Below are 20,663 nucleotides of genomic sequence, written 5' to 3'. Positions count from 1 at the left end.
CTCCCCCGCCCCACGCGGTTCTGCGATGCTGGCCGCCATGGGTGAGGGAGAGCGCCGGCCGCGCTCCGGGGACGCCGGTCCCTGGTTACGCCGCCGGATCGTGGCGCTGCTGGTGACCTGTGCGGGGGTGGGGGCGGCCGTACTCCACGTACTGGCGCCGGACCTGCGGATCGACGGCATCGTGGTGATGCTGCTCGCGATCGCCGCGGTGCCGTGGCTCGGGGAGCTGTTCCGCAGCATCGAGGTGCCGGGCTTCGCCCGGATCGAGTTCCAGGACATCGAGCGCCGGATCGACGACGTCCAGCGGACCGCGAACGCCGCGCTCGCCAGCGACGGCCCCGCCGACGACGGCGCGGCCTGGGACACGGTCAGGAAGCTGGCCGCCGAGTATGTGAACGTACGCCTCCAAGAGGTGCGCAGCGCGGCCCGGACCCAGCGGATGGATCGGATCTTCGCCCGTCTGGTGCGCGCGGCCCAGCGCGTGCCCGACTTCGACGTCGAGGGGCTGCTCGCCTCGCAGGACGCCGGGCTGCGGCTGGCGGCCTACGCGCGCCTGTACGCGCTGCCCGAGCAGGAGGCGCTGGGCCCCTTGGTGGACGCCGCGATCGCCGATCCGCTCGCCTTCAACCAGTACTGGGCTCTGCGGGCGGTGGAGAGCTGTGTGGCGGACGGGGGAGCGGCCGGCATCCCGCTAGGAGCGGTCCGCCGTCTGAAGGAGTTCCGTGCCCGGACACCGCCCGGCAACGACCGGGGCGAGGTGGCCGAGCGGATCCTCGCCGGGATCGGCGAGCGCTGAGCGGCCGGGCGTCCCGGGACACCGGACCGCTCTGCCGGGCCGACTGGGCGTCGGCAAACGCACGGGTGGGGCGGGCGTAGCGTAGAAGGCATGACGAAGTACGGATCCTTTCCCGGTACGCGTCCCCGGCGGCTGCGCACCACCCCCGTCATGCGCCGCATGGTCGCCGAGACGCGGCTGCACCCCGCCGACCTGATCCTCCCGGCGTTCGTCCGGGAGGGCGTGAGCGAGCCGGTGCCGATCGGCTCCATGCCCGGGGTCGTGCAGCACACCCGGGACAGCCTGAAGAAGGCCGCGCTGGAGGCGGTGGAGGCCGGGGTCTCCGGGATCATGCTGTTCGGCGTGCCGGAGGAGTCGAAGAAGGACGCCCGGGGCACGGTCGGCACCGACCCGGACGGGATCCTCCAGGTCGCGCTCCGGGACGTCCGCGCCGAGGTGGGCGACGATCTGCTCGTCATGTCCGACCTGTGCCTGGACGAGTTCACCGACCACGGCCACTGCGGGGTGCTGGACGCCGAGGGCCGGGTCGACAACGACGCCACCCTGGAGCGGTACGCCGAGATGGCGCAGGTCCAGGCCGACGCCGGCGCCCATGTCGTGGGCCCCAGCGGGATGATGGACGGCCAGATCGGTGTCATCCGCGACGCGCTCGACCAGATCGGCCGCGAGGACGTGGCGATCCTCGCCTACACCGCCAAGTACTCCTCGGCGTTCTACGGCCCGTTCCGGGAGGCCGTCGCCTCCTCCCTCCAGGGCGACCGCAAGACGTACCAGCAGGACCCGGCGAACTGGCGGGAGTCCCTGCGCGAGCTGGAGCTGGACCTCGCCGAGGGCGCCGACATGGTGATGGTCAAGCCGGCCGGCCCCTACCTCGACATCCTCGCCCGGGTCGCGGACGCCGTGGACGTGCCGGTGGCCGCGTACCAGATCTCCGGCGAGTACGCGATGATCGAGGCCGCCGCCGAGAAGGGCTGGCTGGACCGGGACCGGGCCATCTTCGAGACCCTCACGGGCATCAAGCGGGCCGGTGCCCGGAACATCCTCACCTACTGGGCCACCGAAGTGGCCCAGAAGCTCCGCTAGTTATCAGGCGTCGGTCAGGCGTCGGTCAGGGTGATGTGGTCACCCACCACGGCCCAGCGCTGTCCGGGGTCGTTGGCACACACCCTGGTGCGGACCTCGGGCGTCCCCCAGGTGTTGGCCAGGCAGTAGTGGGGGTCGGCGGCCAGGACGAAGTGGTCGCCGAGGGGCTTCCAGCGCTGTCCGGGCTCGTCGGCGCACAGCCTGGTGCGGACCTCGGGCGTCCCCCAGGTGTTGGCCAGGCAGTAGTGGGGGTCGGCGGCCAGCACGACGTGGTCGCCGACGACCCGCCAGCGCTGTCCGGCCTCGTTGGCACACACCCTGGTGCGGACCTCCGGTGTCCCCCACGTGTTGGACAGACAGTAGTTGCCGATCTCCGAGGCGCCGGGCGCGGCGGCCGTGGCGGCGGCCGACGGGAAGACGGCGGCCGTCAGCGTGAGAGCGAGGACGCCGAGGGACTTGCGGAACGCGAGGGCCATGAAGGGATGCCTTTCATCCGACGGGGTTGCGGTGCGCCGGGAGACTTTCCCGGGCACCGCCCCCGAATGCGGCAAACCGCCTGTACAGGTGATATGCGGATGAAGGCGTTGCCGTTCACCAGTTGGAGATGGCGCCCAGGTCCTTCTGCCAGTACGTCACCTTGAGCGTGCTGTCGTAGTAGACGCCCTTGGCGGGCAGGGCCGGCGTCGCGGACGGGCCGCCGTCGCTGTTCGGGGTCATCCCCTGGAAGCCCACCGCCAGCTTGTGCGCGGTCATCCCGCCGCTGCCGCTGCCGTCGGCGGCCGACAGCAGCACACCCGCGTACCCCGACTCGCCGGGCGCCAGCGACACCACGGCCTGCGGCTGGGTGGCCTCGTCGGCCTGCGGCACCCACTGCATCTGGTCGAAGCGCAGGACCGGGTAGTACGGCAGGTCGCAGGTCTTGCCGCCGGTGTTCTTCACCGTCAGCAGCATGTGGTTCAAGGGCCGGCTGAGCAGCTGGGCGGTGACGGACGTGTTCGTGCCGTTGCACAGCACCACGGAGCGTCCGGCGCTCTGCCCCTTGCGGCCGACGGAGGCGGCGGGCTTGGCACTGGGCGCGTCGGTACGGGCCGCGGGGGAGGCGTCGGCGGTGCCGCCGCCGGCGGCCTTCTCTGCCGGGGTGGTGCTCTCGGACTGGGCGGAGGCGGCGCTGTCGGACTGTGCGGAGGCGGCGCTTTCGGGCGACTTCGCTACGCCCGTCTCCGCCGCCGCGACCGTCGCCTTCGAGCGGGCGGCGCCCTCGTCCTCGGTGCCCGTGCCGTTGTCGCACGCCGTGAGGGCGAGGGCGGCCACCGCGGTTCCGGTAGCGGCGATCAGACGAATGTGGCGCATACGCATGGCAAGTCCTCTTTCGGGCTGGGCCGGTTGTCGTGCTTGGATGACCAACAGCCTGTGGGCGGACTCGTCCCGACGGCCAGCGTTGGCCGCCAATCCGGGATGCTGGAACGCCGGAACCGGCTTTGACCTGCGGAAACAACACCTCCCTGGAACGCCGGGGTGGGACGAGGGGGACTGGAGGAACGGTGTCGGAGGGCATCCCCGAAAGCGGTTTCGCCGAGCTGCTGCGGGAGTTGAAGAACCGCTCCGGGCACAGCTACGGCACGCTCGCCAAGCGGCTCCACATGAGTACGTCGACGCTCCACCGCTACTGCAACGGGGACGCCGTACCGACGGACTACGCCCCCGTGGAGCGGCTCGCCCGGCTCTGCAAGGCCACGCCGGGGGAACTGGTGGAACTGCACCGCCGGTGGATCCTGGCGGACGCGGGCCGGGGACGGAAGGGCGCGGAGCCGGTCGTAGCACCGGAGGCGGTTCCGGAGTCTGAGGCGGCGGCTCAGGCGGCCCCGGAGACAGAGCCGGAGGCGGCGGCCGTACCCGAACCGGAGCCGGTGGCGGCGGCTGCACCTGAACCCGAGCCCGCACCCGCACCCGTACCGACGACCCGATGGCGGCGGGGCCGGTCCCTGATCGCGGGCCGCCGTACCGCTCTCCTGGCGGCCGTCACGGTCACCGCGCTGATCGCCGGCGGCACGGTGTTCGCGCTGAACTCGCCGTCGGACGAGGGCAAGCGGCGGGACGACGCGAAGGCCACGACGGCCACCGCCGGCTCCGCCCTTGCCCAGGGCAGCACCGCCCCCCGGCCGTCGAAGTCCGGGAGCCCGAGCCCGAGCGCTTCGGCCACGCGTTCGACTTCCCCCTCCCCCTCCGCCTCCGCCGAGGCTCCGGACCTGGCGCCCGACATCACCGACGGGAAGTCCACGGGGAAGCCGTCGGCGGCCGCACGTCAGGAAGCGTCGGAAGCGGTGCCGTTGACGGTCAACACCAACCCCTACAGCTGGCTGAGCCCCTGCTCGCAGCATTACCTGATCGACCGGCCGCCGACCGCCGTGGGCCCGCCGCCGACGGAGCAGCAGGCCCCCGCGTGGGTGGCCGTCAACAAGGCGGTGTCGGCGGGGGAGCAGTTCATCACCTTCACCGTGCAGGGCACCGGGAACCAGACGGTCGTCCTGGAGCGGCTGTCGGTCCACATGGCGGGCAAGCGCTCGCCGCTCGCGTGGAACGACTACGCCATGGGCTACCCGGGTGTGGGCTGCGGCGGTGGCGTGCCGACGCATTCCTTCTCCGTCGCCCTGGACGCGATGCGCCCGTCGCCCGTGCCGGAGGCCGGGGGCGACAACTTCCCGTTCAAGGTGAGCCAGTCGGACCCGGAGGTCTTCTACGTCATGGCGGACGCGTCGGCGTACGACGTCAGCTGGTACCTGGAGCTGACGTGGTCCAGCGGCGACCGCCACGGCACGCTGGTGATCGACGACGCCGGCCACCCGTTCCGCACCAGCGGCAACAACGGCCGGCCGGAGTACGCGTTCCCGCTGGGCGGTCAGAAGTGGAAGCCGGCGTCGGAGTTCGAGTGACTCAGTCCCACCAGAAGGCCCAGCTGGTGGCACCGAGCAGCGTCTCGGCGTACGCCCGCACGCTCCCCGGACCACTCTGGACGACGGCGTGCGGGCACAGGGCGTAGTGCTCGGCGGCGAGGACCTCGGCGTCGGCGAGGGTGCCGGGCGGGGCGGCGACGGACACCACGAGGGCGTCCAGACCGAGCGCCACGACCCGGATGCCGAACCGGTCCTCCCAGGACCGCAGGACGGCGCACACGCGGGCCACGTCGTGGTCGTAGTTCAGGGCGCCGGTCCAGCCGATGGCGGCGGGTATGTCGGCGGACCGGCGGGCCGGGACGAGGGCCAGGTGCGGTTCCTCTATCCACTCCGCCCAGCGCGCGGGATCCCGGTGCAGGGCGTCGGCGACCGTGGCGGCGCGGGTGTCGGGATCGGCGTTCGGCACGCCGGAGGAGGCGAGACCCGGCCATTCGGTGCCGAAGGGCTCGATCTCCTCGCTGAGATGCCCGTCGGTCTCCTCCTCCCAGTACTCGGAGAGCACGTCCTCGACCGGGTGGTCCCCCGGATACGAGGCGTCGCCCGGCAGCAGCCCCCAGTCCTCGGCCCCGGCCCGGCATCCGGCCAGATCCATGAGCACCGGCAACAGCCCCGTACGGGCCGCGGGCGCGCCCAGGGCCTTCCAGGTGCCGGGGGAGGAGGGCTTCTCCGCCTGCCACAGGAGGGGCTGGTGCCAGGGCCCGTCGTCCGTCACGTCTATCAGCCTGCCGGGCGGCAGTTGAAGCCCCAGGGAACGCCCACTGGGATCGGTGGCCAGTCTGGGCAGCGGGTTGGGAAGAGTCGCCATGCCGCCGACTGTAGGGGCAGGCACTGACAACGGCGTTGAGCTGAGCCCGGGTTGTCATGGTGGCCGTGGGGCCGCCCGCTTCTCGGCGAGTGTCGTACTTCCGTGAGCTGAGTCAAGGGCGCGTTCCGCGTCGCCTTCGGCGATGGACCTGCGGCCCACCCTTGACACACCTCACTCCAGCACGGAGGAGAAGCGAGCGGGCAGCCCGGAGAAAGTGGCCGGCTGGACCTGGTCGGGCCCTGCGGTGGGCTGCGTTCGCATCGTGGGTCGGGGATGCGAGCTCGCGCCTCGCCTGCACGCCGGGCGGGCTTAGCGGCTTGCGGCCCGGTGGGTGGTGGGGGTGTCGCTGGGATGCGGGGAGGGTTGTTTTGGAATGGGTGGTGCAGAAGGAGGGGGGATGGGCGGGAGCCGGGACCACCCACCCGCAGGCCGCTGTACCGGCCCGGCGTGCTGGCGAGACGCGGATGCGCCCCTCACCGACGGGGCATGGTCGGCTCGCCTTGGGGCCCGGTACCGGGCTGGGCCACTGTCCTTTCGGGCCGCTCGCTCGCTTCTACCTCGTGCTGGAGCGGGCCGGGTCAAGGGTGGGCCGCAGGCCCATCGGCGAAGCCGACGCGCAGCGCCCTTGACGCGGCCCGTGGAAGCACGACACTGACCAAGAAGCGAGCGGCCCAACGGTCACTTGAGAGAAGAGGTGAACACGTCCCACGTGACAGGGCTGATGCAGAGGGTGCGCTCCTGGGAGGGGGTTTCCTTGGAGTCCCGGATGTGCACGGCGCCTGGAGACACGGCCACTTCAAGGCACTCGCCGCCCTCGCTGCCGCTGTAGCTCGACTTGCTCCATGTGAGGGCGACTTCGAGGCACTGGCCGCCCTCGTCGCCGCTGTAGGTCGACTTGAACCACTGAAGGGCTTCGGTGCTCATTGCTCTCCTAGCGGACGGTGGTCACTTGAGGGAAGCGGTGAAGCTGTCCCATGTGCCCGGGCTGATGCGTAGGGTGCGGTCCTGGGAGGGGGCTTGCTTCGAGTCCCGGACGTGCACCGCACCGGGGGAAACGGCCACTTCGAGGCACTGGCCGCCCTCGCTACTGCTGTAGCTCGACTTGTGCCATGAGAGGGCGGCTTCAAGGCAAGCGCCGCCTTCGCTGCTGCTGTAGCTCGACTTGAACCACTCAAGTGCGGTGCTCATTGATCTCCTAGCAGACGGTCGAGCAGGCATCGCGAGTACTCGACGGTGTGTGCCTGTGTCCGCAGCATCGCATACCTGCGCGCGAGGATGGACACCTCATCTGGGTTGGAGACCCACTGGCTGCCTTGTTGCGACTCGGCGTAGGCCAAGTGCTGATGGTCGGGCGTTTCCAGAAGAGTGAATGGGCCGGCGTCTCCGGCGTGGTGCGTGCGGCTCAGTGGCAGGACCTGCAATGAGAGGCAGGGGAGTTGCGAGCACTCCCGCAGAAAGCGCAGCTGTTCCCGGTGGACCTCGGGGCCCCCGGTGGGCCAGAGCAACACGGGTTCCCAGATGACGAAGCTCAGTGTCGGCGGCTCCTTGCGGTGCAGGATCTCGCGACGTTCGACTCGCGCCTGGACTTTCGTCGTAAGCTCGTCGGCGTCGTAAGCGGGGACACGTCCACTGAGGAGGGCGCGGGCGTACCCCTCGGTCTGAAGCAGGCCAGGCACGACCAGCGCGTCGTACCAGGACAGCGCGATGGCCTCCCTCTCCTGCTCGATGTACTCCTCCGCCCACAGCGGAAACTGATCCACCTCCGGCAGGTTGGCCACCCCCGCCGCCAGCATCCCCTTGGTCTCCAGGAACTCGTCGAACAGCTCGGCCATGTCCAGCTTCAGCACCCGCCGCCCCTGCTCGATGCTGGCGACCGTCTCCTCGTGGATGTTGAGCGCCGCGGCCAGGCCAGGCTGACTCAACCCCTTCGCGCGACGAGCCGCGGCCAGTTGACGGCCCAGCATCTTCATGGCCGACTGGTTCTTCCTCCGTGTAGGCGTCATGCCTGCTGAACTCCCCACGCCGGTCGGTGGACCACCCCGCAGCAACCCGTACAAAACCCTTGTACGGGATCACGTACTGAACCAGAGTAGTTACGCTGCGCCACATTCGCCCCGTGAACGAGCACATTGAACTCCCCTGCCACCGCGACCAGTTCTACGTCCGCAGTCGCCGCTCGGTCCCGGCGGCCAGGCAGCTCACCGAGCGGTCGCTGAAGTGGTGGGGGCTGGATTCCTGGGGCCGGTCCCACGACCTGTCGCTCTGCGTGAGCGAGCTGGCCACGAACGCCCTGCTGCACGGCGTACCGAGGGGCCGGGGCTTCCTGCTCCGCCTGCGGTACGACGGCGAGCTGGTCCGGGTGGAGGTACACGACAGCGGCCCCGGCATCCCTCGCGTCCCGGACGAGCCGGGCGGGCCGGAGAGCGAGGGAGGCAGGGGCCTGCTGTTGGTGGCGGCGCTCAGTGACAAGTGGGGGGTGGGGGAGCGCACGCCGGGGAAGATCGTGTGGTGCGAGTTCGCCGTGCCGTGAGCGGGCCCGGCGTCAGACCATGGTCGTGATGCAGAACGGGTGTCCGGCGGGGTCCAGCAGGACCCGCCACCGGTCCGGCTGCGGCTGGGCGTCCGGCTTGACCGCGCCCTGGGCGATCAGGTGGGCCTCGGCGGTGTCGAGATCGGCGACGCCCACCTCGATGTGGGCCTGCTTCTCCTGGCCGGGGTCGGGCCAGGTGGGGCGGCGGTAGTCGGGGATGCGGGTGAAGCCGAGGCCGGCCGTGCCGTTGTCGCCGCCGAGGAACACGAAGTCGTCGGTGGAGTAGGTGACGGCGAGGCCGAACATGTCGCCGTAGAAGCGGGCGAGTTCGGCGGGATCGGCGCAGTCGAAGGTGACGGCGACGTAGCGGAAGGCGGGTGCGGAGGGGGTTTCCGTGCTCATGGGGAGGACGGTAGGACGGGACCCGGACAACTTCGGTCCTGGTTGGGTCGGGCGGTATGAAAAACTTCCGCCCGTGCTGAGCGCGTCCGCCCGTCTGCTGCGTCTGCTGTCGTTGCTCGCCGCCCGGCCCTCGTGGACGTGCGGCGAGCTGGCCGAGCGGATGGGCGTGACCGATCGCACGGTGCGGAGGGATGTCGCGAAGCTGCGGGAGCTGGGGTACAGCGTCGATTCCGAGGCCGGGCCGTGGGGCGGGTACCGGCTGCGGGCCGGCTCGCGGGTGCCGCCGCTGATCCTGGACGACGAGGAGGCGCTGGCCGTGGCGGTCGGGCTGCGGGAGGTGGCGTTCGGCGGAGTGCTCGGCGGGGACCAGGCCGCGCTGTCGGCGCTGCTGAAGCTGCGGCAGGTGCTGCCGGCGGGGGTGGCCGGGCGGCTGGGGGAGTGGGACGAGGCGCTCGTACGGCTGCCGTGGCCCGAGGAGGCGCGGTTGCGGCCGGGGATGCTGCTGGAGCTGGCGGCGGCGTGTCGGCGGGGGGAGCGGGTGCGGCTGTCGTACTGCGACGGGCAGGGCCGCAGCACGGTCCGGGACGTGGATCCGTACCGGCTGGTGCACACGGGCAGGCGCTGGTACTTCGTGGCGCGGGATGTGGTCCGGGGGTGGCGGACGTTCCGGGCGGACCGGGTGGAGCATGTGAACCCCACCGGGCAGCAGGTTGAGATCACCGATCCGCCGGACGCGGCGCAGTTGGTGTCCCACAACACGGCGAACGGCCCGTACCCGCTGTCGGCGAGGATCCGCCTCCCCCTCCCCCTGAGCGAGGCCCAACGCCTGATCCCCCCGACCATCGGCACCCACCACGCCGACGGCCCCGAGGCGACGGTGGTGGAGATAGGGGGTCCGGACGCGGACGGCCTGGCCCGTTACCTGCTGGGCCTGGCCACCCCCCTACAGGTCCTGTCCCCCGACGCGGTCCGCGAAGCCCTGATCCACCGGACCCGCGAACTTTTGAGAAGCGTTTCCCCGAACACGCCGACCTGAGTGCCTACGTGAAGACTCCGCCTTCGAGGTTGTCGAAGAGTTCGACCCATTCGCTGTGGCCGTGAGCGAAGGGAAGGGGATCGATCCGGCGGATCCCGTCGAGCAAGGCGTCGACTTCGCGCTTCCGGCGGGCGTACTCCTCGTCCTCGTCCTCGTGCTCGCCCCGGCTGTAGGACGAGATGTATCCGAGGAAGGACACCATGGTCTTCACCAATGAGGAGAGGTCGCCATGGATTTGGATCGCCTCTTGGACGGCGTCGGTGTACTGGTACACGATCCCGGTGTCCGGGTCCACCACGACCGCGTTGACCGGCAGATTCCCGATCTTCACGACCCTCCGCACTCCATCGGGGAAGGTCCAGCCGTTCTCCCTCTCCTCCGCGCAGTCCCAGACGAACCTTCCGTCGAACTCGGCGGGCAGACCGAACGACAACTCGAAGTCCTCGGCGCTCGGAATGCCGGTGTGCACAAGGAAGTCGCGAGTCTCGCCGGCGAAGCCGTACTGCGCCGCAGTCGATTCAGACAGGCGAGAGACCTCGTCCTCTCCGACCGTTTCGGCCAGCATCTCGTAATCGATGTCGAAGAGCATGCTCATCTCCGCCTGCTTTTCCTGGCGGCTTCCATGGCCGCGCCGTCTGATTCGGTCATCATTCCCGCACTCAGTCCATGCTTATTGTGCCAGTCTTCCAGATTTCTCCGGTAAGCCCGATGCTCGCCGTCGATGCTGTAGGAGCTCGGGCGTTTTCCGTCGACCGGTGACTGATCATAACTGTGCGAGTGGGTGACCTCCTGGTCGGCGCCGAAGTACCTGGCGAGCCATTGGTCACACCAGGAGCTGGACTCCTGGCATGGTTCTCGTTCGGTGTACAGATCCCTGATTCCGTGTGGGTTGCCGTCTCTGAGGACTGGATACCCGATGGTTCGTTCGGAGTGGACGTTTTTACTGTGACCGACGAGAATGAACGAATTCCCGTGGGAGTCGACGTAATGCACGGCGGCGTAGTTGCCGCCTCCGTAGTCCTTCTTCGAGTAGCGCGCCAACTGCGTGGCGTACGCCAGCTCACTGATTTCGCCCCGGCCCAGTCGACGCGAGGCGACTTTCGGGTTGTCCGACGAAGGAGACAGCGGGAAGGGGTTCTTGTCCGGGTCCGTCTTCCGGTACCGCCAGACTCTGCCGTCGTCCGCCACCAGGTCCGGAAGGTCCTTTTCAACGCCGTTGATCCGGGTCGGCTTTCTGCCGTCGGCGTGCAGACGTTCGACGGTTCCGTCCGCGTTGAGGAGAAGCATCGGGGTATCCTCGCCCCCCTGTCGGCCCGTGCTGATCCGCCGTGCCTGCTCCCCCACTTGGATATCGTTTTCCTTGTGCAGGCGGGATACCGCCTTCGTGCGGGTAGGGAGAGATTCGGTGAGGTGTTTACCCAGTTTTCCGAGGGTTTTTTCGCAGCCGTTCAGCGCGCCGTGGAGGATGGACTCGAAGACCTTGGTGAAGGGGTCGCGGCCCTTCGTGCGGTTGAAGGAGTTCTTGGCGCGGCCGAGTGGGTCGGCACTGACCAGGTGCAGTGACTTGCCGTGCGCCGACAGCTGACCGGCGCCGAACTCGAACTCGTCGTGGTCGATGAAGAGGTCCGCGCCGCTGCCGCCGCCCGCCGAGGCGAGTTCGAGGCCGCTGCCGCCGCCCGCCGAGGCCAGGTGCATGCCGCCATGGCCGCCGGTGCCGGGGGCCGGCGGGAGGGAGAAGGCGGTCTCGGCCAGGTCCAGGACCGCGTCCTCGACCATCGCCTCCAGTTTGGCGTTGACCGGCCCGGTGACGCGGGCTATCAGCTCGTCCACGATCTGGTCGGCCGCCTCGTCGATGATGCGTTTCACCAGTTGCCGCATCGCCGTGATCTCCGCCGCGCCCAGGACGGCCGACAGGCCGCCGGTGAAGAAGGCCAGACCGATCGAGAGGCCCACCGAGCCCGCCATCGCGGCGAGTTCGACCTCCGCCTTCCGCTTCATCCCGAAGACGATGTCTGCGACCACGTCACAGGCGTCCGCGAACAGGCGGGCCAGTTCGGGAAGTTTGTCCAGGTGGCCGGCCTTGACCTGCGACCAGTGCTTCTCCATCGCGTCGACGGCCCAGCCCTGGGAGGAAGCGAGAAGGCGCTCCACCGACTTGTGCGCGTCCGCTCCATGGCCCTCGAACTTGTCGGCGAAGTCCCGCATGGCGTCGGCCATCTCGCGGTAGTCGTCCTCGTCGACGTTCGGGAAGTTGATGCCGATGACGTCCAGAACCTCGTCGAGCCAGCCGGGCAGCGTGTAGCCCATCCCCCGTAACGCCCCCTCATTCGCCTGATGATCGTATGAGTAAGGCGAGCGTAACCAGGGATGGTTGGTGGGCTGCAAGGGCGCTCTCGGCCTCTATGGCGTGACTGTGACAGGACGCAGGCACACCAGCGTCTCGTCCGTGCCGACCAGCAGATCACCCGATTCCGTGAGGGCGAGCGCGTGGACGGCGAGGCCGGGACGGTGGGCACGGACCGTCCCGTCGTCCAGGCATTGGTGCTCCACCAGCCCGTCCGCCCAGCCGATGGCGAGCACCGGACCGGTGTCGGTGACCGCTGCGGCCAGCGCTGTCACGGGGCACGCACGCGCCCGGACCGGGATGGCGAGCGGCTCGGCGCCGGGACCCCAGGCGCGAACCGTGCCGTCCGCACCACCGCTGTAGACCAGAGGGATGCCAGGCCCGTTCTCCCCGGAGGCCGCGAGGTCCAGAGCCGCCAGCGCGGTGACCGCGCCCTCGTGCAGACGGACTGTCCCCCCGCCCCAGGGACCGAAGGCGTGTACGTGGCCCGTGTCGTCCGCCACGCTCAGCGTGTCACCGCAGGCCGCCAGGGTCCGGGAGCGGTTTCCGAGCCTGGCCCGGACCGTTTCCACCAGCTGTTCCAGTGGTGTGGGACCGTCCTCCAACAGCGCCGACAGGCCCATGGCCCGCGGTGCGGCCGGAGCGTGCCGGACATGCAGCCCGCCCCGGGAGTCCAGGACGAGCGCGTCTCCCTCGGCCGTCACGGCGAGCGCGGCCACCTGGCCCACCGGATCCGGCAGTCGGCCGGCCGACGCGGCGTCCGCCTCTCGGACCAGCCGGACGGTGCCCTGGTGGTCCGAGACCAGGACCGTGCCGGCCAGGTGTCCGTGACCGGACGACAACGCGCGGGCCGGCCCGGGCCACGGCGGCCGGACGTCCCCGCGCACCCTGCGCCAGACGACCCGCCAGGCGGCGCCGTCGACCAGGGCGGCCAGCCTGTCCGGCAGCCGGGGGTCGGCGTCGTCGCCCAGCGCCGCCAGCAGGACCACGGCCCGCTCGGCCGGGCTCTGCTCACGGGTCAGGGACATCCCGGCCCGTAGCCAGGCCGTGCGCAGCCCGCCGTGGTCGTCCCCGGAGCGCTCGTAGCGGACGGAGACCTGCCAGGGGTCCGCAGCGCAGACCGCAGCCGGGTCGTTCAAGTCGACCGCCTCGGGCTCCGGTTGATGCACCGGTTCGACGGCGCTCCGTCTGGTGGCCCACTCCGCGTGCCGGTCCGGATCCGTCCACTGAGCCTCGTCGAGGTTCATCACCGCCGAGGGAGGCTTCGTCAGGGCTGCGGCCTCCACACTGCCGCCGCGTACCTCCACCAGCACCCGCAGATGAGGCAACTTCGCCAACCGGACCGCGAGTTCGGTGATCGCGGCGGGCGTCTGCGCCGCGTGCAGCTCCGGTAGGACGAGCACCGTCCGGCGTTCGTCGGCGGACAGGGCGGTCAGCAGTTCACCCGGGGTGCGGGCGGCCACCGACAACTGCTGGGCCAGCGTCCACGCGGTGGTCTGCGCCGTCTGGCCGGCGAGCGGCACGAAGCCGTGCACCCGGCGTTCCGGCCGTTCCCCGTCCCGTGTCCCGTGGCCGATCAGCCACGCCAGCAGGCTCGACTTACCGCAGCCCGCGCTTCCGGTGACGACACACAGACGCGGTGCCCCGGCGTCGGCCAGCCAGGCCAGCAGCGCGGCGGCGGCCGGCTCCCGGCCGGCCTCCGGACGGGACCACGCCGGCCCGGTCATCGCTCGGCCGCCCGCTGCGCGGTGTACGTGATCAGCTCCTTCAGTCCCTCCTCCCGCGACTCGGCGGTGGCGCCGTAGTCGAAGCTGTGCGTGAACTCCGCGTGCGGGAAGAGGGATTGCAGCCATACGGCACAGTAGTGACCGGGCATCATGCACGGCTCCAGCTCGCAGTACACCCGGCGCACCTGCTCCGGGGCCACCCCCTCGGCCCGCAGCCGCTGCCAGACCAGTTCCTCCGGGTGCGCTCGCCCAGGGCCTGTGGCGTCGGTGACGATGTGCTCGGAGCCCGCTGCGTCGACGTACTCGAAGGCGGAGGAGAACGGGAAGTTCAAGGTGTGCCGTACGTCGTCCAGCACCCTCGGCCACCAGCTCTCGCGTTCCTCGAAGGCGGCGGCGTCGATGGTGCGGAGTTCGGCGTTCAGCTCCCGGAACGCGGCGGCGGCCACCGGCAGGCTCGTCGAGGCGGCGATCACCGGCAGCCGCCGGTCCAGCGCGGTCAGCGAGGCGTTGAACGCCGTGACGTCGGAGCTGACGAACAGGTCGTCCTCGGCGAGCCCCAGGAACACGGCCTGCACCGCGCCGTCCGGGCGTACACACAGGTGGGCCAGCGGGTCGGTGCCGATCCGGACCCAGTTCTCCCGGCCTGCGGGTGCCGGCACCCCCCGGTGCCCGGCCAGCATGCCCAGGGTGGGCGCGTCGGTGTCCGCCGCCGCGGTGAAGTACGGCGCCACGTGCACGGGGACACCGGTGCCGGTCAGTGCCTCTCGGGCCTGGTCGGGCAGGCGTATGCCGTAGGAGCCGGGCACCGTGAACCGGCGCATGCCGTTCTCACCGAAGTGGGCCGCGGACGGATCGAAGGCGCGTTCGGGCATCTGGCTTCCTCGAGGTCTGTGGAGACGGAACCCGGTGGACCGGATGGTCTCCACAGACCTTAAGGGGTGTGCGTCAGAGCTTCTCGGGGGTGCGGATGCCCAGGAGGGTCATGCCCTGGTGGAGGGTGCGGGCGGTGAGGTCGGAGAGGAAGAGGCGGTTCTCCACCTGCTCCGGCGTCTCGGCGCGCAGCACCGGGCACTTGTCGTAGAACGTCGTGAACAGCGAGGCCAGCTGGTAGAGGTACGCCGCCAGCTTGTGGGGAGCGTACTCCGAAGCGGCCTCCCGGACCGTCTCCGCGAAGGAGTCCACGTGCAGGCCGAGGGCGCGCTCGGCGTCCGCCAGGGTCAGCTCGGGGTGGGCCGCCGGGCGGACCTCGCCGGCCTTGCGGAGGATGGACTGGATACGGGCGTAGGCGTACTGGAGGTAGACGGACGTGTCGCCGTTCAGCGAGACCATCTGGTCCAGGTCGAACTTGTAGTCCCGGTTCGCCGACGTGGACAGGTCGGCGTACTTCACCGCGCCGATGCCCACCTGGGTGCCCCGCTCGGCGATCTCCTCCTCGGACAGGTCCTGGGCCTTCTCCCGGACCACGGCCGAGGCCCGCTCGATCGCCTCGTCCAGCAGGTCGACCAGGCGGATCGTCTCGCCCGCACGGGTCTTGAACGGCTTGCCGTCCTTGCCGAGGACCGTGCCGAAGGCGAGCTGGACCGCCGTGACGTCGTCGCCCAGCCAGCCGGCCCGGCGGGCGGTCTCGAAGACCATCCTGAAGTGCAGGGCCTGCCGGGCGTCCACCACGTACAGCAGGGTGTTCGCCTTGAGGTTGAAGACGCGGTCGCGGATCGCGGACAGGTCGGTCGCCGCGTAGCCGTAGCCGCCGTCCGACTTCTGGACGATCAGCGGGACCGGGTTGCCGTCCGGGCCCTTGATGTCGTCGAAGAAGACGCAGAGCGCGCCCTCGGAGCGGACCGCGACGCCCGACTCCTCCAGCAGGCGGCAGGTCTCCGCGAGCATGTCGTTGTAGCCGGACTCGCCGACGATGTCCGCGTCCCGGATCTCCATGTCCAGCTTCTCGAAGACGGAGAAGAAGTAGATCTTCGACTCGTCCACGAACTTCTGCCACATGGCGAGCGTGTGCGGGTCGCCGGCCTGGAGGTCCACCACCCGGCGGCGGGCGCGGGTCTTGAACTCCTCGTCGGAGTCGAACAGCTTCCGCGCGGCCTTGTAGAGGCGGTCGAGGTTCGACATCGCCTCCTCGCCCGTCACCTGTCCGGCCTTGTGGTCCAGCTCGTGCGGGTGCTCGTCCAGGTACTGGATGAGCATGCCGAACTGGGTGCCCCAGTCGCCGATGTGGTGGCGGCGGATCACGTTCTCGCCGGTGAACTCCAGCAGCTGGACGACCGAGTCGCCGATCACCGCCGAGCGGAGGTGGCCGACGTGCATCTCCTTCGCCACGTTCGGCTGGGCGTAGTCGATCACCGTGGTGCCCGGGTCGGCGGCGGTGGGCACGCCGAGGCGGCCCGTCTCGTCCGCGTACCGCGCGGCCAGGTTCTCGGTGATCGCCCTGTCCGCGAGCGTGATGTTCAGGAAGCCGGGGCCGGAGACCTCGATGTCCTGGATCACGTCACCCGTCACCACCCGGCCGACGACCTGGGCCGCCAGCTCCCGGGGGTTCGCCTTCGCCTTCTTGGCCAGGGCCAGGATGCCGTTGGCCTGGAAGTCGGCCCGGTCGCTTCGTCGCAGCAGCGGGTCCGCGCCGGCGGCCTCGGGCAGGGTGGCCGCGAGGGCGGACGCGAGGTGCTGCTGGACGTTGTCGCTGAGGGACGTGACCGAGGCCATGGGTGTGGGTGCCGTTCTCCTCGTGGATGGATAGTCCCACCCAGTATCCCATGGGGGGTAAAGCCGTTTTCCCGGTCGACGGGCGGTCTGTGAGAATGGAGGCTCACCCCGTTCAGAAAGAAGGACGTGCCGATCGTGGCTCAGAGCACCGAGACCACCGACTGGGTCTCCCGTTTCGCGGATGAGGTCATCGAGGAGTCGGAGCGCCGGGCCCCGGGCAAACCGGTCGTCGTCGCGTCCGGACTCTCCCCCTCCGGCCCGATCCACCTCGGCAACCTCCGCGAGGTCATGACCCCGCACCTGGTCGCCGACGAGATCCGCCGCCGCGGCCGTGCGGTCCGGCACCTGATCTCCTGGGACGACTACGACCGGTACCGCAAGGTCCCGGCCGGTGTCCCCGGTGTGGACGAGAGCTGGGCGCAGCACATCGGCAAGCCGCTGACCTCGGTCCCGGCGCCGGAGGGGTCGTCGTACCCGAACTGGGCCGAGCACTTCAAGGCCGCCATGGTCGAGGCGCTGGGCCAGCTCGGCGTGGAGTTCGACGGGATCAGCCAGACCGCGCAGTACACCTCCGGTGTCTACCGCGAGCAGATCCTGCACGCCATGAGGCACCGGCACGACATCGACGCGATCCTCGCCCAGTACCGGACGAAGAAGGCGCCGAAGAAGCAGCAGCAGAAGGCGGTGGACGAGGCCGAGCTGGAGGCCGAGGAGGGCTCCGGCGCCGCGTCCGAGGACGACGGCAGCTCCGGTTCCGCCGGGTACTTCCCGTACAAGCCGTACTGCGGCGGCTGCGGCAAGGACCTGACGACGGTCACCTCCTACGACGACGACAGCACCGCGCTGTCGTACACCTGCACCGCCTGCGGCTTCGCCGAGACCGTCCGGCTCAGCGAGTTCGACCGCGGCAAGCTGGTGTGGAAGGTCGACTGGCCGATGCGCTGGGCGTACGAGGGCGTGATCTTCGAGCCCAGCGGTGTGGACCACTCCTCGCCCGGCTCCAGCTTCCAGGTCGGCGGGCAGATCGTGCCGATCTTCGGCGGCGAGCAGCCCATCGGGCCCATGTACGCGTTCGTCGGCATCTCCGGCATGGCCAAGATGTCCTCCTCGCGCGGTGGCGTGCCCACCCCGTCGGACGCGCTGAAGATCATGGAGCCGCAGCTGCTGCGCTGGCTGTACGCCCGCCGCAGGCCCAACCAGTCCTTCAAGATCGCCTTCGACCAGGAGATCCAGCGGCTCTACGACGAGTGGGACAAGCTGGCCGCGAAGGTCGCCGACGGCTCCGCGCTGCCGGCCGACGTCGCCGCCTACACCCGTGCCGTCGGTACCGCCGCCGGTGAGCTGCCGAAGACGCCCCGCCCGCTGCCGTACCGCACGCTGGCGTCCGTCGCCGACATCACCGCCGGTCACGAGGACCAGGCGCTGCGGATCCTGTCCGAGCTGGACCCGGAGCAGCCGCTGGCCTCGCTGGACGAGGCGCGCCCGCGGTACGACCGGGCCGAGGCGTGGATCAACACGTACGTGCCCGCCGACCAGCGGACCATCGTGCGCGAGGAGCCCGACGCCGAGCTGCTGAAGTCCCTGGACGAGGCGTCCCGGCAGTCGGTGCGGCTGCTGCTGGACGGGCTGGCCGAGCACTGGTCGCTCGACGGGCTGACCCACCTCGTGTACGGCGTGCCGAAGGTGCAGGCGGGCTTCTCCGCCGACGCCACGCCGAAGGAGCTGCCGCCGGAGATCAAGACGGCCCAGCGCACGTTCTTCGCTCTCCTGTACCACCTGCTCGTCGGCCGCGACACCGGCCCCCGCCTGCCCACCCTGCTGCTGGCCGTGGGGCAGGAGCGGGTACGGACCCTGCTCGGGGAGTGAGCCGTACGGAAACGGGGCCCTCTTCTCCTGAAGAGGGCCCCGTTCTCCTGCCGCTGCCGCGTGTGTCGTCCTGGGCGCGCCGCTCGCCGTCGGTGCCGTGCCGACCGGGCCTTTGTGACGGCGCGGGAAGGCCGCCCGGGTGCGGCCGTCAGGCGATGTGTTCCTCTTTCCGTTCCGCGTTGAGGCGGTCGGTGAAGCGGTTGACCATGCGCTCCGCGTCGCGCGGGGCGAGCGCGATGCCGTACGTCGCCCCGACCGCCTCGGTGTACTGGGGCAGGGCGGCGGGGACGTCGCCGCTCAGCTTGCGGAAGACCTGGTAGTAGTCCTCCTCCGTCGGCTCCGGGGTGCCGCCGCCCGCGCCGGGTTCGCGGGGGTGGGTCCGGCTCGCCGGGATCGCGAAGCTGCCCGTCTCCTCCGGGGAGGGCTGCTGGAAGTCCTCGGGGGTCTGTTCCTCGTACCAGTCCTCGTACTGCTCCTCGGGGGCGTACTGGGGTTCCTGGAGCATCGGGTCGTAGGTGGGGTCGTAGTTGCCGTGGTACTCGACCTCGCGCGGGGCCTGGAACCAGGGGCTCTCCTCGTCGGCCGGGGGCGCCTCGGCGGGCCGCCGGGCGGCGGCGGGGTCCGGCCGGTCCGGGGCCGCCGCGGCCGGGCGGTCGGCCGCGGCGGGAGCGAGGGCGGCCTGGGGCTGCGGGGCCGGCGGGAGCAGGGCCGGGTCGATGCCCGCCGCGGCCAGGCCCGCCGGGGCAGTCTCGGCGAGCGGGACGCCGTAGCGGGCCAGGCGCAGCGGCATCAGGGACTCCACCGGGGCCTTGCGGCGCCAGGCGCGGCCGAAGCGGGAGCGCAGCCGGGCCTGGTAGACGAGACGTTCCTGCTCCAGCTTGATGACCTGGTCGTACGAGCGCAGTTCCCACAGCTTCATGCGGCGCCACAGCAGGAACGTCGGCACCGGGGAGAGCAGCCAGCGGGTGAGGCGGACGCCCTCCATGTGCTTGTCGGCCGTGATGTCGGCGATCCGGCCCACCGCGTGCCGGGCCGCCTCGACCGACACCACGAACAGCACCGGGATCACCGCGTGCATGCCCACGCCCAGCGGGTCCGGCCAGGCGGCGGCGCCGTTGAACGCGATCGTCGCCGCCGTCAGCAGCCACGCCGTCTGGCGCAGCAGCGGGAAGGGGATGCGGATCCAGGTCAGCAGCAGGTCGAGGGCGAGGAGGACACAGATGCCCGCGTCGATGCCCACCGGGAACACGTAGGAGAAGTTCCCGAACCCCTTCTTGACGGCCAGCTCACGGACGGCCGCGTAGGAACCGGCGAAGCCGATACCGGCGATGATCAAGGCGCCGGCCACGACCACCCCGATGAGAACGCGGTGCATCCGAGTCAGCTGCGGTGACGCGGCCACTCGTACTCCCCTCCGGTTGCGTGTTGTTGCGCGCAACAGAGTGGCACACGTGTACGACGCACGTGGTGCCGGTCACCCGCTACGGCCGTGCGGTCAGGCCTTCTCGGCGGCCGTCTCCGACGGGGAGGCGCTGGAGGAGGCGGACTTGGAGGGGGAGCCGGACGCGGGGTCCGATGCCGGTGAACTCGGCTCCCCGGAGGCGCCGTTGGCCTTCGACACCGACGCCACGACTTCCTTCAGCGCCTTCTGCGCGTCCTTCGTCAGGTCGTCGGCGTCCGGGGTCTTCTCGCCCGCGAGACCGGCGCCGTTGTAGTCCAGGGTGACCACGACGTTCTCCACCCGGGCGACGACCGTCTGCTGCTTGAAGAGGCCCTCCTTCTTCTTCAGGTCGTAGCGCACCGTCGCCGCCTCCGCGCCGGTCCCGGACAGCGGCACCATCTTGGTGTCCTTCGCGCCGTCCACCGACTGGGCGTCCTTCACCTGCCGCGCGTAGTAGTCGTGCGCCTGCTGGTCGGCGGCGCCCCGGGTGACGTCCGAGTCGAAGCGCAGCAGGGAGATGTTCAGCCAGCGGAACTGGGAGCCCTTGACGCCGTTGTTGTCCAGGCTGTTCCAGGAGCAGGAGGCACGCGACGACGGCTCGTCCGTGGCGCCCTTCTTGGCGGACTTCACGCCCGCGGGGACCAGGTCGGCCAGGGTGTCCTTCGACAGCACGGCACACGGGTCGGGCAGCTTCCCGTACGCGGCGGGCCGCACGGTCGGCGACGCGCTCGCCGACGGCTTGCCGCTGCCGGGGTCCGCCTGCCGGGTGGTCTCGCCGGCCTTCGGCTTGGAGTCGCCGGAGTCCGAGGAGCAGCCGGCGCTGATCAGGACCGCGGGCACGGCTGCCGCGCAGACCAGCGCGCGGCGCAGGCGCCTGGCTCGCTGGTGTCGCTGGGCACGGTCGTCTCGCTGGGCTGCTCGCTGCATGGTTCCTTCACTCATGACGCTCGGTGTTCGTGCGGGTTCCTGCGGG

General features: G+C 70.6%; 20 protein-coding genes. 6 read left to right on the top strand and 14 right to left on the bottom strand.

Annotation, left to right across the window (positions count from 1 at the left end; translation table 11 throughout):
- The first annotated feature begins 37 nt into the window (after positions 1-37).
- Positions 38-796, top strand: coding sequence for a hypothetical protein (locus AB0E62_RS24980; RefSeq protein ID WP_362197856.1), 759 nt, complete (start codon positions 38-40; stop codon positions 794-796).
- 90 nt (positions 797-886) lie between these two features.
- Positions 887-1,879 (top strand): porphobilinogen synthase, encoded by a 993-nt coding sequence (gene hemB / locus AB0E62_RS24975; protein WP_362197853.1) that lies wholly within the window; start codon positions 887-889, stop codon positions 1,877-1,879.
- A gap of 14 nt (positions 1,880-1,893) precedes the next feature.
- On the opposite strand, the gene AB0E62_RS24970 is transcribed toward hemB, so the two are convergent.
- Positions 1,894-2,355, bottom strand: a complete 462-nt coding sequence (locus AB0E62_RS24970; RefSeq protein ID WP_362197850.1) for an RICIN domain-containing protein — start codon at positions 2,353-2,355, stop codon at positions 1,894-1,896.
- 115 nt (positions 2,356-2,470) lie between these two features.
- The gene (locus AB0E62_RS24965) at positions 2,471-3,229 is read right to left on the bottom strand and encodes a DUF4232 domain-containing protein (RefSeq protein ID WP_362197847.1); all 759 of its coding nucleotides are present in this window, start codon (positions 3,227-3,229) and stop codon (positions 2,471-2,473) included.
- Between the two features lie 191 nt (positions 3,230-3,420).
- Between AB0E62_RS24965 and AB0E62_RS24960 the strand changes: the two genes are divergently transcribed.
- Positions 3,421-4,809 (top strand): helix-turn-helix domain-containing protein, encoded by a 1,389-nt coding sequence (locus tag AB0E62_RS24960; protein ID WP_362197844.1) that lies wholly within the window; start codon positions 3,421-3,423, stop codon positions 4,807-4,809.
- A gap of 1 nt (position 4,810) precedes the next feature.
- On the opposite strand, the gene AB0E62_RS24955 is transcribed toward AB0E62_RS24960, so the two are convergent.
- The 4 genes from AB0E62_RS24955 to AB0E62_RS24940 form a co-directional block, all read right to left on the bottom strand.
- The gene (locus AB0E62_RS24955; protein WP_362197841.1) at positions 4,811-5,635 is read right to left on the bottom strand and encodes a DUF4253 domain-containing protein; all 825 of its coding nucleotides are present in this window, start codon (positions 5,633-5,635) and stop codon (positions 4,811-4,813) included.
- A gap of 678 nt (positions 5,636-6,313) precedes the next feature.
- A complete protein-coding gene (locus AB0E62_RS24950; protein WP_362197838.1) occupies positions 6,314-6,559 on the bottom strand; it encodes a DUF397 domain-containing protein in 246 nt (81 codons plus the stop codon).
- A 21-nt stretch (positions 6,560-6,580) separates the two neighbouring features.
- Positions 6,581-6,823 (bottom strand): DUF397 domain-containing protein, encoded by a 243-nt coding sequence (locus AB0E62_RS24945; RefSeq protein ID WP_030621047.1) that lies wholly within the window; start codon positions 6,821-6,823, stop codon positions 6,581-6,583.
- Positions 6,820-7,605 carry a helix-turn-helix transcriptional regulator gene (locus AB0E62_RS24940; protein ID WP_362197835.1) on the bottom strand — a complete coding sequence of 262 codons (786 nt, stop codon included), beginning with the start codon at positions 7,603-7,605 and terminating at the stop codon, positions 6,820-6,822. Before AB0E62_RS24940 ends, AB0E62_RS24945 begins: the two co-directional genes overlap by 4 nt.
- 146 nt (positions 7,606-7,751) lie before the next feature.
- Here AB0E62_RS24940 and AB0E62_RS24935 point away from each other — a divergent pair, with 146 nt between their 5' ends.
- A complete protein-coding gene (locus AB0E62_RS24935) occupies positions 7,752-8,165 on the top strand; it encodes an ATP-binding protein (RefSeq protein ID WP_362197832.1) in 414 nt (137 codons plus the stop codon).
- Positions 8,166-8,177: 12 nt separating this feature from the next.
- On the opposite strand, the gene AB0E62_RS24930 is transcribed toward AB0E62_RS24935, so the two are convergent.
- Positions 8,178-8,567 (bottom strand): VOC family protein, encoded by a 390-nt coding sequence (locus AB0E62_RS24930; protein WP_362197829.1) that lies wholly within the window; start codon positions 8,565-8,567, stop codon positions 8,178-8,180.
- Between the two features lie 73 nt (positions 8,568-8,640).
- Here AB0E62_RS24930 and AB0E62_RS24925 point away from each other — a divergent pair, with 73 nt between their 5' ends.
- Positions 8,641-9,603 carry a YafY family protein gene (locus AB0E62_RS24925; RefSeq protein WP_362197826.1) on the top strand — a complete coding sequence of 321 codons (963 nt, stop codon included), beginning with the start codon at positions 8,641-8,643 and terminating at the stop codon, positions 9,601-9,603.
- A 4-nt stretch (positions 9,604-9,607) separates the two neighbouring features.
- Here AB0E62_RS24925 and AB0E62_RS24920 read toward each other — a convergent pair whose 3' ends face one another.
- The 5 genes from AB0E62_RS24920 to argS all read right to left on the bottom strand — a co-directional run bounded on the left by AB0E62_RS24920 (position 9,608) and on the right by argS (position 16,383).
- Positions 9,608-10,192, bottom strand: coding sequence for an SUKH-4 family immunity protein (locus AB0E62_RS24920; protein WP_362197823.1), 585 nt, complete (start codon positions 10,190-10,192; stop codon positions 9,608-9,610).
- 2 nt (positions 10,193-10,194) lie between these two features.
- The gene (locus AB0E62_RS24915; RefSeq protein ID WP_362197820.1) at positions 10,195-11,910 is read right to left on the bottom strand and encodes a nucleic acid/nucleotide deaminase domain-containing protein; all 1,716 of its coding nucleotides are present in this window, start codon (positions 11,908-11,910) and stop codon (positions 10,195-10,197) included.
- Positions 11,911-12,003: 93 nt separating this feature from the next.
- A complete protein-coding gene (locus AB0E62_RS24910) occupies positions 12,004-13,674 on the bottom strand; it encodes a hypothetical protein (protein WP_362197817.1) in 1,671 nt (556 codons plus the stop codon).
- A complete protein-coding gene (locus tag AB0E62_RS24905) occupies positions 13,671-14,546 on the bottom strand; it encodes an SUKH-4 family immunity protein (protein WP_362197814.1) in 876 nt (291 codons plus the stop codon). Before AB0E62_RS24905 ends, AB0E62_RS24910 begins: the two co-directional genes overlap by 4 nt.
- Positions 14,547-14,619: 73 nt before the next feature.
- Positions 14,620-16,383 carry an arginine--tRNA ligase gene (argS, locus tag AB0E62_RS24900; protein WP_362197811.1) on the bottom strand — a complete coding sequence of 588 codons (1,764 nt, stop codon included), beginning with the start codon at positions 16,381-16,383 and terminating at the stop codon, positions 14,620-14,622.
- Positions 16,384-16,509: 126 nt separating this feature from the next.
- Between argS and lysS the strand changes: the two genes are divergently transcribed.
- Positions 16,510-18,249, top strand: a complete 1,740-nt coding sequence (gene lysS, locus AB0E62_RS24895; protein ID WP_362197808.1) for a lysine--tRNA ligase — start codon at positions 16,510-16,512, stop codon at positions 18,247-18,249.
- A gap of 148 nt (positions 18,250-18,397) precedes the next feature.
- On the opposite strand, the gene AB0E62_RS24890 is transcribed toward lysS, so the two are convergent.
- Positions 18,398-19,624, bottom strand: coding sequence for a DUF2637 domain-containing protein (locus AB0E62_RS24890; protein ID WP_362197805.1), 1,227 nt, complete (start codon positions 19,622-19,624; stop codon positions 18,398-18,400).
- 120 nt (positions 19,625-19,744) lie between these two features.
- Entirely contained in the window at positions 19,745-20,617 is an 873-nt protein-coding gene (locus AB0E62_RS24885) for a DUF3558 family protein (RefSeq protein WP_362197802.1), read from the bottom strand.
- Positions 20,618-20,663 lie beyond the last annotated feature (46 nt).

This window comes from Streptomyces sp. NPDC038707, from assembly GCF_040636485.1.
Classification (GTDB): Bacteria; Actinomycetota; Actinomycetes; order Streptomycetales; family Streptomycetaceae; genus Streptomyces.
This window is presented reverse-complemented; position numbering and strand designations above follow the sequence as displayed.

Coding starts and splice junctions, on each gene's coding strand:
- AB0E62_RS24940 (WP_362197835.1), bottom strand. CDS start 7,605: ATGAAGATGCTGGGCCGTCAACTGGCCGCGGCTCGTCGCGCGAAGGGG.
- hemB (WP_362197853.1), top strand. CDS start 887: ATGACGAAGTACGGATCCTTTCCCGGTACGCGTCCCCGGCGGCTGCGC.
- AB0E62_RS24905 (WP_362197814.1), bottom strand. CDS start 14,546: ATGCCCGAACGCGCCTTCGATCCGTCCGCGGCCCACTTCGGTGAGAAC.
- AB0E62_RS24950 (WP_362197838.1), bottom strand. CDS start 6,559: ATGAGCACCGAAGCCCTTCAGTGGTTCAAGTCGACCTACAGCGGCGAC.
- AB0E62_RS24885 (WP_362197802.1), bottom strand. CDS start 20,617: ATGCAGCGAGCAGCCCAGCGAGACGACCGTGCCCAGCGACACCAGCGA.
- AB0E62_RS24910 (WP_362197817.1), bottom strand. CDS start 13,674: ATGACCGGGCCGGCGTGGTCCCGTCCGGAGGCCGGCCGGGAGCCGGCC.
- AB0E62_RS24915 (WP_362197820.1), bottom strand. CDS start 11,910: ATGGGCTACACGCTGCCCGGCTGGCTCGACGAGGTTCTGGACGTCATC.
- AB0E62_RS24890 (WP_362197805.1), bottom strand. CDS start 19,624: ATGCACCGCGTTCTCATCGGGGTGGTCGTGGCCGGCGCCTTGATCATC.
- AB0E62_RS24965 (WP_362197847.1), bottom strand. CDS start 3,229: ATGCGCCACATTCGTCTGATCGCCGCTACCGGAACCGCGGTGGCCGCC.
- AB0E62_RS24955 (WP_362197841.1), bottom strand. CDS start 5,635: ATGGCGACTCTTCCCAACCCGCTGCCCAGACTGGCCACCGATCCCAGT.
- AB0E62_RS24945 (WP_030621047.1), bottom strand. CDS start 6,823: ATGAGCACCGCACTTGAGTGGTTCAAGTCGAGCTACAGCAGCAGCGAA.
- AB0E62_RS24930 (WP_362197829.1), bottom strand. CDS start 8,567: ATGAGCACGGAAACCCCCTCCGCACCCGCCTTCCGCTACGTCGCCGTC.
- AB0E62_RS24980 (WP_362197856.1), top strand. CDS start 38: ATGGGTGAGGGAGAGCGCCGGCCGCGCTCCGGGGACGCCGGTCCCTGG.
- argS (WP_362197811.1), bottom strand. CDS start 16,383: ATGGCCTCGGTCACGTCCCTCAGCGACAACGTCCAGCAGCACCTCGCG.
- AB0E62_RS24970 (WP_362197850.1), bottom strand. CDS start 2,355: ATGGCCCTCGCGTTCCGCAAGTCCCTCGGCGTCCTCGCTCTCACGCTG.
- AB0E62_RS24920 (WP_362197823.1), bottom strand. CDS start 10,192: ATGCTCTTCGACATCGATTACGAGATGCTGGCCGAAACGGTCGGAGAG.